The sequence below is a fragment of the Asticcacaulis sp. genome (assembly GCF_020217185.1).
Lineage (GTDB): Bacteria > Pseudomonadota > Alphaproteobacteria > Caulobacterales > Caulobacteraceae > Asticcacaulis.
This window is the reverse complement of record NZ_JAIWNX010000210.1, coordinates 1-10,000: the sequence shown is the minus strand read 5'-3', so window position 1 is coordinate 10,000 and position 10,000 is coordinate 1. Positions and strand designations below refer to the sequence as shown.

Genomic DNA, 10,000 nt, shown 5'->3' with positions numbered 1-10,000 from the left:
TCATCGACCTGAAAAAGGCGGACTAGAGCCTCATGCCGAAAAGTGGACACCACTTTTCGGAAAAACATGAGGCGTTAGAAATAATTAGAGCCATTCGGCGGCTCAACTTAGCCGACGAATGCTCTAACTGTGCTCAGAGCGGAATGATTGCTAACGGAATCATTCCGCTCAAGCCGCCGTGCGCAGGGTCTGGCCCAAGGCCTTGACCTGATCACGCAGGGCGATCAGGTGCGGCAGGTCCATATTGCCCATGGCGCACAGCATGGCCTGCGGAATGGATTGCCCTTGTTTAGCCAGCGCCTTGCCCTTATCCGTCAGGGTGATGCGGGTGACGCGCTCGTCCCTGCGGTCGCGGGTGCGGTCGATCAGCCCTTGCGTCTGAAGGCGTTTGAGCAGTGGCGTCAGCGTGCCGGAGTCCAGAAACAGCGGCGTGCCCAGTTCGCTCACCGACCGGTCGTCCTTCTCCCACAGCAGCAGCATGACCAGATACTGCGGATAGGTCAGGCCCAGGGGTTCCAGCAGGGGCTTATAGGCCTGCGCAAAGGCGTGCGCCGCGCTGTGGACAGCAAAACATATCTGGTTTTCGAGGCGCATTTCCACGGGGATGAGGGGCGAGGACATGATTTTCTCCTGACTTGGCAAAGGGATAACACAAAAATCGCTTAAAATCAATTAAATTGCACGCTATGCAATTGACAAAAGATTGTGCGCAATCTATCTAGGTTTCAGACACGCCGCTGGCTGTTCTTCATCGACTTCAACCGCAAAGGAAACCTGATATGACCACCTCGATCACCGCGCTCTACACCGCTCACGCTACGGCCACCGGCGGCCGCGAAGGCACAGCCTCCACCCCTGATGGCCGCCTGTCGGTCAAGCTCTCGACGCCGAAGGAACTGGGCGGCGGTGGCGGGGAAGGCACCAATCCGGAGCAACTGTTTGCCTCTGGCTACGCCGCCTGCTTTATCGGTGCCCTGAAGTTCGTTGGCGGTCAGAAGAAGGTCGCCGTTCCCGCCGACGCCTCGATCGACGCTGCGGTCGGCATCGGGCAGATTCCCAACGGGTTCGGCCTCGAAGTCACGCTGAAGGTCAACCTGCCGGGCGTCCCGGACGAGGCGGCGCGCGACCTGATCGAAGCCGCACACGTGGTCTGCCCCTATTCGAACGCAACGCGCGGCAATATCAACGTCACCCTGATCCACAAGGCGACGTCGGGCGAAGTCATCGTCGCGCAGTAGGTTTTGCGCCTAACGGATTGAAAATAAAAGCGCCGGAGGTGTCTCCGGCGCTTTTTTTTCAGGCTTTGAAGTGCGGGTTGTCGATCAGGTCCTGACCAGTGGATTTCGGCGGGGCCGTGAAGATGCCGGGCAGGGCGTCGCGGGTTAGCCGATCCAGTTGCGTCAGTTCCGCCTCGCTGAAGCTGAGATTGTCCAGCGCGCCGAGGCTGTCGGTCAGTTGCCCGACCGTGCGCGCTCCAATCAGGGTCGAGGTGACCCGCGCGTCCTTCAACGTCCAGGCCAGAGCCATGCGCGCCAGAGATTGCCCGCGCGCCTTCGCCAGTTCATTGAGCTGACGGATCAGGGCCAGCTTGGCGTCGGTCAGTCCGGCGCGCACCCAGTCGAGGCGGGCAGCGCGTGACTCTTCGGGCAGACCGTTCAGATACTTGTCGCTCAGAAAGCCCTGCGCCAGAGGGGAAAAGACGATGGTGCCGATGCCGTTGCGCGCATTGGCCTCCAGCAGCGCCGGTTCGATCCAGCGATCCAGCAGGCTGTAGTTCGGCTGGCTGATCAGCAGCGGTACCCCCAGAGATTTGAGAATATCGGCCGCCTTTTGCGTCAGGTCCGGCCCATAGTTGGAAATGCCGACATAGAGCGCCTTGCCCTGCTGGACCAGCGTCGCCAGCGCGCCCATGGTTTCTTCCAGCGGCGTATGCGGGTCCGGGCGGTGCGAATAGAAGATATCAACATAGTCGAGCCCCATACGCTTCAGGCTCTGGTCGCAGGACGCGATCAGGTGCTTGCGCGTACCGGTCATGGAGCCGTAGGGGCCGTCCCACATCTGCCAGCCGGCCTTGGACGATATGATCAGCTCATCACGATAAGGCTTGAAATCTTCGGCGAAAATGCGCCCGAAGTTCACTTCGGCTGAGCCTGGCGGCGGGCCGTAATTATTGGCCAGATCGAAGTGAGTGACGCCCCGGTCAAAGGCGGCACGCAGCAGGGCACGTTGCGTATCGAGGCGGTCGATATCGCCGAAATTATGCCACAGCCCCAGCGATATGGCGGGCAGTTTCAAACCCGACGTGCCACAGCGGCGATAGGGCATGGCGTGATAGCGCGTGTCGGCGGCGGAATAGGTCATGGGGCGCTCCCGGTTTTCATTGCCGCTAGGGTTAGGATGGTTTAGGGCGGTTGGGAAGTAGGGATAAGCCATGAGTCTTGAAAACTGGACGCCGCGTCCGCGACCGGCGGCGAAGACCTTTGTGGGCCGCTATGGCCATCTGGAACCGCTCGACTGGGCGCGCCACCTGTCGGGGCTTTATGCCGTGGCCGGGGGTGAGGCCAATGGCGACCTGTGGCGTTATATGCCGCTCGGTCCCTATGTGGGTGAGGCCGTTTTTCAACGCGAGTACGAAGCCAAACGCGCTCAGGAAGGCTGGGAAACGCAGGTCATCCTCAATCCGCGCGGGGTGGTCATGGGTATGGCCTCCTTCATGCGTATTCGTGAGGCGCAGGGCAGCGCCGAAATCGGTGCGGTGCTGTTTGGGCGCGCCTTACAACGCACGGCTCTGGCCACCGAAGCTGTGTTTCTGATGGCGCGCTATCTTTTCGACGAACTGGGCTATCGGCGCTTTGAATGGAAGTGCAATGCGGCCAACCGGGCGTCTATGCGGGCGGCGGAACGGTTTGGTTTTACCTATGAAGGCACCTTCCGCAACGACATGGTGACGAAGGGCGAAAACCGCGATACGGCGTGGTTTTCAATCATTGACTCGGAATGGCCGCGCATTCGCTCTGCCTACGAGGCCTGGCTCGACCCGGCCAATTTCGATGGCACGGGTCGCCAGATTTTCCGCCTCAAGACCAAACAGGGTTAGGCCACCCGCAAGGCGCGGTCGAGGGCGGCGATCAGGTCCGTCGGGTCTTCGAGACCGATCGACAGGCGCAGCAGCCCCTCGGTAATCCCCGCCGTGGCCTGCGCTTCCGGCGACATGGCCGCGTGGGTCATCGACCCCGGATGCACGATCAGGCTTTCGACGCCGCCCAGACTTTCGGCCAGACTGAACAGTTCGATCACGTCAAACACGCGCTTGACGGCCTCAAGCCCGCCGGCCAGTTCGAAGCTCATCATGGCGCCGAAGCCCTTTTGCTGACGCTTGGCCAGTGCGTGCTGCGGGTGTGAGGGCAGGCCGGGATAGAAGACGCGCGATACGGCGGGGTGGGCGTCGAGGAATTCGGCAATGGCCTGCGCCGACTCCTGCTGCTGCTTGACGCGCACGAAAAGCGTGCGCACGCCGCGCAGGGTCATGTAGGAGTCAAACGCGCCCGGCGTCGAACCGAGGCAGTTGGCCCACCAGCGATAGGTGGTGACGTCTTCTGCCGTCGTGCAGACCAGCCCGCCGCCGATGACGTCCGAATGGCCGTTGATATATTTGGTCGTCGAATGGATGACGAAATCGGCCCCGAAGGCGATGGGGTTTTGCAGGGCGGGTGACAGGAAGGTGTTATCCACGGCGACCTTTGCCCCGGCGGCGTGGCCCAGCGCGATCAACTTTTCGAGATCGATGAGGCGCATCAGCGGGTTGGACGGCGTTTCCAGCAGCAGCAGACCCGCGGGCTGCGACAGGGCGGACTCCATAGCCGCATCGTCGCCCTGATCGACATAGACGACTTCGATCAATCCTTGACGATGGCGGGCATTGAGCAGGCGCTGCGTACCACCGTAGCAGTCGTGCGGCACGATCACGCGCTTATTGGGCAGGTCCTGCCACAGAAGGTCCAGCGCCGCGAGGCCGGAGGCGGTCATCACGGCACCCGCCCCGCCTTCCAGTTCGGCAATCACGTCGGCGATGATGTCGCGCGTCGGATTGCCGGAGCGGGCATAGTCATAGCCGCGCTTTTGCCCGAAACCGGCGAAGGAATAGTTGGACGACAGGTAGATCGGCGGCATGACCGCCCCATGCGCGCGGTCGCTGTCGATACCGATATTGATGACCTTGGTGCCGAGTTTGGCGTCTTTGAGATAATCTTTTGACATTTTCGTTCCTGCCGGCGCTCGTTTTGGGGACGTCGGCTAATCCTTAAGTGATGTGCGAACTATATCGGACACCAGACTGATTTCTTTCAAAAAAGCATCGTGCCCATAAAGTGAGGGAAAGTCGATAAAGACGCTGTCCGTCAGCGTCTCATGCAGGGTCTGCATGTCGGAATAGGGAACCAGCCTGTCCGTCGGCACGGCGGCCAGAAACACCCTGGCCTTGATCTTCGTCGGATCTACGCGGTGACGATCCAGCGAATCCGACATGGATATCCAGCGATTGGCGTTCGACGTATAGGCGTCGCCGCGCGCCCGAAGATAGCCGCACACCGTATAGTTTTCGCCCGCCCAATCGGGGGCCGGGCCATCAAAGCGTTCGGAAAACTCGGCTTCGGAACGGTAGGTGGTCATGGCCAGTTGCCGCGCCAGTGAAATGCCTTCCTGTTCGCGGCCCGTGTCGAGACCGAACTTTAGCAGGCGGCGTTGCAGTCCGCGCATGGCCGTGGCCATGGGGTGCGCCCTGTGCGCTGCCGAAATGCAGCAAACGCGGTCGATATAGTCGGGATAAAGCTCAGCAAAGGCCAGCCCGATCATCGCCCCGTAAGACGCCCCGATAAAGGCAAACACATGAGCCACCTCAAGGTGATTGAGGATCAGCTTCACCAAACGCGCCTGATCGTGTGTGGTGATGGTATAGACCTGAGAGGCGGGCAGACGCGGCGCAAATTCGATGGACAGGACGCGAAAAACGTTGAGATCGAGCGCTTCACCGGGGCCCGCTACGCCCTCCCACCAGCCGGGGGCGGTGTCGGTCGAATCCTCCTTGGCGAACAGGATGCGCCCGGCGGAAATGCCACCCGCGGCCACCACCACACGGCCATCGGCCGGGCCGTAGAGGCGCGCCACGACGTCGGTCTGCTCCAGCCTTTGCCCGCTTTGCAAACGGAAGTCGTCCGGAATATCGACGCGGATGTCGGTTCCGGTCAGATCGGGCTGGGTGTGCGGTTTGATAAAGCTCATAGCGGTAAAAGCTCGGTGGTCCGGTGCAAAACAGGGGCTCAACGGACCAGTCGGGAGAAGACACGGCCACACCGCCGCTGTCGCTTCTCTCATCTGTCGGAAGCGCACTTCCGCAGGAGTTGGCACCATTCCGAAGGTTCGGCGGTTGCCCCAGCGTCGTCGGGCCTGTCCCTCGGCTGGTCTCGATGAGTTATGTGCGCTTATGCGCCGAAGCCGGCTTTGTCGTCAAGAGGGGGATAGAGATGAGGCGTATCGCATAAGACGCGCATAAACAGGTCATCCGGTTGCGACCTTCGTGCGTAGTGACGTTATGACCCAAATCATACGTCGCGCCGTTCTGGCCTCTCTTGGGGCTCTGCCCCTCTCGATCACTGCCTTTGGCGTGTATGCCGAGGTTCCGGCAGGCGTGCCTGACGGCAAGCTGGTCGGTAAGGGCCGCTACAGCGTGCTAGGCCTGTCAATCTTTGACGCCAGCCTCTATGCGCCCAATGGCCGCTATGATCCGCAAAAGCCATTCGCCCTGAGGCTGGACTATCTCCGAAACATCACCGCGAAGCACATTGTGGATCATTCGGTGGCCGAAATCCGCAAGCAGGGCTTTTCGGATAAGAGCAAACTGGAAGAGTGGCGACAGCAGATGAGCGCCATTTTCCCTGATATTCGTTCGGGCGCCTATATTACGGGTGTACGCACCGCCGACGGTCACGCCCAGTTCATTCACAACGGCCGTTCGATCGGCACCATCCGTGATACGCAATTTACGCGCCTGTTTTTCGATATCTGGCTGGGCAGTCGGACCTCGTCGAAAGCGCTGCGCTCCAAACTACTGGGGGATGCATGAGCCCGCGCAAGACACCCAAACGCACATGGATCATCGGCGCGTCCAGCGGCATAGGCGAAGCTCTGGCCGAACGGCTGGCGGCGCGGGGTGAGGAAATCATCCTGTCAGCGCGCAATGCCGAGGCGCTGGAGACGATCTGCAAACGCCTGAAGGGCCGCGGGCATCGCGTCCTGCCGCTCGATGTATCGGACGGCCCGGCGGTGGCCCGCTCAGCCATATGGTTGAAGGACACGGTGGGGCCGCTCGACCGGGTGCTGTTTTTTGCCGGAGCCTACACGCCGATGAAGCTGGGGCAGATCGACCTCGGTGACATGGGACGGATCGTCGATACCAACCTGAAAGGGGCCTTTTATGTCGTGGAGGCCGCCCTGCCGGTCATGGCGGAAAAAGGTCAGATCGCCTTGTGTGCCTCAGTGGCGGGTTATCGCGGCCTGCCCAATGGTCAGCCCTATGCGGCCACCAAGGCGGGGGTGATTTCTCTGGCCACCTCTTTGCGCGCCGAACACGGCGACCGACTGGATATCAAGGTCATCAATCCGGGCTTTGTCAAAACGCGCCTGACGGACAAGAACGGTTTTGAAATGCCGATGATGATTACGCCGGAAAAGGCCGCCCGCGCCATTGCGCGCGAGTTGGACAGCAAACGCTTCGAAATCCACTTCCCCAAGGGCTTTACGCGGATGGTCAAACTTCTGGCCCTGCTGCCCGACGGTCTTTATTTCAATACTGTCAAAGGGATGCGTTAGGTAGGTTGCGAGGGTTTCGGGCGGCCCCATTCGGCCAGCACGATACCGGCAACGACCAGAGCCAGTGCCCAGAAGTGAAACCCGTGCAAAGGCTCGCGCAGGATCAGAACCGACAGGATCACCCCGAACAGGGGGATGGTGTTGATGAACAGGCCGGCCCGGTTGGCCCCGATCAGTTCAACACCCCACACATAGCAGACTTGCGCCACCAGTGAGGGCAGCAATCCCGTATAGAGCACGATCAGCCATCCGGTGGTATCGGGCCAGACGATGCCGGTATCGCGCGACATCCACAGCAGATAGGGCAGGGCGGCCATAATGGCCCCGAGGGTCGGAATGGCCATCAGGCTTTGCCAGTGGATCGCCGGCTTATAGCGCAGGGCGATCGTATAGGCCCCGTAATTGATGACGGCCAGCAGCATCAGGGCGTCGCCGAGATTGAGGTCCAGCCGCACAATATTGCGCAGATCGCCATGCGTGGCCGTCAGCATGACGCCGATGGCGGTAACGCCAAAGCCCGCCACCTGCGCCCAGGACGCTGTGATGCGATAAAGCGCGTAGTTCAGCCCCATAATCACCAGAGGAATACCGGCGTCTTCGATCACCACATTGATGGCGCTGGTGTGCTCCAGCGCGGTGTAGAGCAGGATATTGAACGACGCGAAACCGAAGAAGCCATAGGCCAGAAGCAGAGGCAGGTGCTGACGGATGACGGGCCAGTCGCGGCGCAATGGCTTAACGGAGAGGGCAAAGATCATCAGCGCCGCCAATATCCAGCGTGCGGCCGACAGCAGGGCCGGGCTGATGTGCCCCACGGCCAGCTTGCCCGACACCATATTGCCCGCCCACAGGATCGAGGCGATCAGCAGGCAGGCATAGGCCCTAAGGCTCACGGATGATTTTAGATACTGTTGCAACGACTTCTCTCCGTCGTCGCGCGCTTAACACGAAAAACGGGGCGCGGCTTATCTTTTTTCTTTGAATTCGTTGAAAAGACTTATAACGCCATGCTTACCCGCCTGCCGTAAGGGCGATAGGAATAAGGATCTGAAAACATGTCTACCCTTGTTGTGAAATTCGGTGGTTCGGTTCTGACCTCCGAAGCGGCCCTGCACCGCGCCGTGTCCGAGGTCTATCGCTATGTGCGCGACGCGCACAAGGTGATTGCCGTTATTTCGGCCTTCAAGGGTGAGACAGACCAGCTGATGCGTCTGGCTGTTGGCTATACGCAGGCCTCGGCCTCTTCGGCGACGCCGCACCTGCTGGCGACCGGAGAAATGAAGGCCTCGACCCTGTTCGCCATGGCCTGCGAGCGGTCGGGGATCGTGACGCGCTTTCGTTCGGTGGCCGAAATCGGCCTGACCGCCGAAGGGGATCATTTCAATGCTCAGCCGGTCAGCCTGAAGACCGAGGTGCTGATCAACGACCTGAAGGCCTGTGATCTGGTGGTGGTGCCGGGCTATGTGGCTGAAAACGCGGCCGGTGAGCCCGTGCTGCTGGGGCGGGGGGGCTCGGACCTGACCGCCGTCTTTATCGGAAAGGCCCTGCGTGATGCCGATGTCGAGGCGCGCGTGCGTCTCAACAAGGACGTCGATGCGGTCTATGATATCGACCCCAATACCTATCCCGATACGGCCAAGCCCTACGCCGCCCTGTCGTGGGAAGAGGCCGAAAAGATCGCCTTCCCCGTCGTGCAGGCCAAGGCCATGAAATACGCCCACGAGCACGGGCTGGAGGTCGAGGTCGCCGGCATGGCGCGCGGCTATGAGACCGTGCTGGGCGCCAAAACGGCGGAACGCAAGACGCCGGGTTTTGCGCGCAAGATCCGCGTGGCGGTGATGGGGGCGGGGGGCGTCGGCTCGATGTTTCTGCAACGCTGCCTCGAATGGTCGGACCTGATCGAGGTCGATCGCGTGCTGGTGCGCGATCCGTCGAAGCGTCGCGACCATCCGCTGGCCGGCAAGTTCACCTCGGATGCGCGTAACTTTGCTCGCGCGGATGTCGATGTGTTCGTCGATATCGGCACCGGCGTGTCGCCGTCGGCGGAACTTCTGGAGCAGTTTCTCAAACTGGGCGTCGGCGTAACGTCTGCCAACAAGCAGGCGGTGGCCGCCGTTCAGGGCAAGCTGAAGGACGCCGCCAGGGCGTCGGGCGCGGCGCTGACCTATTCGGCTTCGGTCGGTGGCGGGGCCCCGGTCATCGAAGCCCTGCTGCGCGCCGTCAAGGCGCACAAGATCAAGAGCATTGCCGGGGTGGTCAACGGCACCTCCAACTTCGTGATTGATCAGGTCGAAGCGGGTAAGACCTTCGATGCGGCCATGGATGAGGCGCGCCGTCTGGGCTTTGCCGAGCCGGACTCCACGGCTGATCTCGATGGCACGGATGTGGGGGCCAAGCTTCGCCTGCTGCGCGAAATCGCCTTCCCCGGCGTGACGCCCGTGCACGTTGAGGTGGGGGCCATCACGGCGGAGTCGCTGGTCATCCCCAAGGGCAAGGGCCTGCGCTACGTGGCGCGTGCCATCATGACGCCTAAGGGCCTTGAGGTGTCGATGAAGCTGGAGGAACTTCCTGCCGATCACTATCTGGTGGGTGCCAAGGGCGAGCAGAACCGCGCCATTATCGAGCTGGAAAACGGTGAGTTCTGGTACGTGACGGGCAAGGGGGCCGGGGCCTGGCCGACGTCGGAATCGCTGCTGGCCGACACGCTGGAGATCGCCCGCGGTTTGAAGGGGTGATGTTTTAAGCGCCTCCCTTGAAATCGGTGGAGGTGTTATATGTAATTTCATGACCCTCGAAGACCTCAATAGCTTCTGCCAGTCGCTCACCGCTGCCACCCATGTGGTGCAGTGGGGTGAACACGATGTGTGGAAGGTGGGGGGCAAGGTCTTCGTTATTGCGGGCACGCAACCCGACGGGCATGTATCGTTTAGCGTCAAGGTCTCTCCCATGACGTTTGAAATTTTGCGCGATCATCCCGATTGCCGCCCGGCTCCCTATCTGGCGTCGCGCGGCATGAGCTGGATACAGTATTATACCGGTGATCAGATGTCCGACGAGGAGTTGCGTGGTCTCATCACCGACTCGCATCGTCTGGTCGCCGACGGCCTGTCGAGAAAGAAACAGAAGGAATTAGGGC

11 protein-coding genes and 1 riboswitch are annotated in these 10,000 nt (G+C 61.1%); of the genes, 6 read left to right on the top strand and 5 right to left on the bottom strand.

What is annotated here, in order from left to right:
* Positions 1-168: 168 nt before the first annotated feature.
* Positions 169-621 carry a MarR family transcriptional regulator gene (locus tag LDL37_RS10430; protein WP_290797751.1) on the bottom strand — a complete coding sequence of 151 codons (453 nt, stop codon included), beginning with the start codon at positions 619-621 and terminating at the stop codon, positions 169-171.
* A gap of 158 nt (positions 622-779) precedes the next feature.
* Between LDL37_RS10430 and LDL37_RS10425 the strand changes: the two genes are divergently transcribed.
* Positions 780-1,238, top strand: a complete 459-nt coding sequence (locus LDL37_RS10425; RefSeq protein ID WP_290797748.1) for an organic hydroperoxide resistance protein — start codon at positions 780-782, stop codon at positions 1,236-1,238.
* A 58-nt stretch (positions 1,239-1,296) separates the two neighbouring features.
* Here the strand turns inward: LDL37_RS10425 and mgrA are convergent, their stop codons facing one another.
* Positions 1,297-2,361: an L-glyceraldehyde 3-phosphate reductase gene (gene mgrA, locus LDL37_RS10420; protein ID WP_290797746.1), complete on the bottom strand. Its 1,065-nt coding sequence runs from the start codon at positions 2,359-2,361 to the stop codon at positions 1,297-1,299.
* Positions 2,362-2,431: 70 nt separating this feature from the next.
* Here mgrA and LDL37_RS10415 point away from each other — a divergent pair, with 70 nt between their 5' ends.
* Positions 2,432-3,097 (top strand): GNAT family protein, encoded by a 666-nt coding sequence (locus LDL37_RS10415; protein ID WP_126419973.1) that lies wholly within the window; start codon positions 2,432-2,434, stop codon positions 3,095-3,097.
* On the opposite strand, the gene metB is transcribed toward LDL37_RS10415, so the two are convergent.
* On the bottom strand, positions 3,094-4,257 hold the full coding sequence (metB, locus tag LDL37_RS10410; protein ID WP_290797743.1) for a cystathionine gamma-synthase: 1,164 nt from the start codon (positions 4,255-4,257) through the stop codon (positions 3,094-3,096). The genes LDL37_RS10415 and metB overlap by 4 nt on opposite strands.
* A 36-nt stretch (positions 4,258-4,293) precedes the next feature.
* On the bottom strand, positions 4,294-5,277 hold the full coding sequence (locus LDL37_RS10405; RefSeq protein ID WP_290797740.1) for a homoserine O-succinyltransferase: 984 nt from the start codon (positions 5,275-5,277) through the stop codon (positions 4,294-4,296).
* An 86-nt stretch (positions 5,278-5,363) separates the two neighbouring features.
* Positions 5,364-5,469: riboswitch (SAM riboswitch) on the bottom strand.
* 118 nt (positions 5,470-5,587) lie between these two features.
* Between LDL37_RS10405 and LDL37_RS10400 the strand changes: the two genes are divergently transcribed.
* Positions 5,588-6,118, top strand: coding sequence for a chalcone isomerase family protein (locus tag LDL37_RS10400; RefSeq protein WP_290797736.1), 531 nt, complete (start codon positions 5,588-5,590; stop codon positions 6,116-6,118).
* A complete protein-coding gene (locus LDL37_RS10395) occupies positions 6,115-6,864 on the top strand; it encodes an SDR family NAD(P)-dependent oxidoreductase (RefSeq protein ID WP_290797734.1) in 750 nt (249 codons plus the stop codon). The genes LDL37_RS10400 and LDL37_RS10395 overlap by 4 nt, the downstream gene beginning before the upstream one ends.
* Here LDL37_RS10395 and LDL37_RS10390 read toward each other — a convergent pair.
* The gene (locus LDL37_RS10390) at positions 6,861-7,757 is read right to left on the bottom strand and encodes a DMT family transporter (RefSeq protein ID WP_290797731.1); all 897 of its coding nucleotides are present in this window, start codon (positions 7,755-7,757) and stop codon (positions 6,861-6,863) included. The two genes, LDL37_RS10395 and LDL37_RS10390, sit on opposite strands and share 4 nt — an antisense overlap.
* 162 nt (positions 7,758-7,919) lie before the next feature.
* Between LDL37_RS10390 and LDL37_RS10385 the strand changes: the two genes are divergently transcribed.
* Complete coding sequence (locus tag LDL37_RS10385; RefSeq protein ID WP_290797728.1) at positions 7,920-9,599, top strand: homoserine dehydrogenase; 1,680 nt, start codon at positions 7,920-7,922, stop codon at positions 9,597-9,599.
* A 49-nt stretch (positions 9,600-9,648) separates the two neighbouring features.
* A partial coding sequence (locus tag LDL37_RS10380) for an MmcQ/YjbR family DNA-binding protein (protein ID WP_290797726.1) occupies positions 9,649-10,000 on the top strand: 352 nt, incomplete at its 3' end.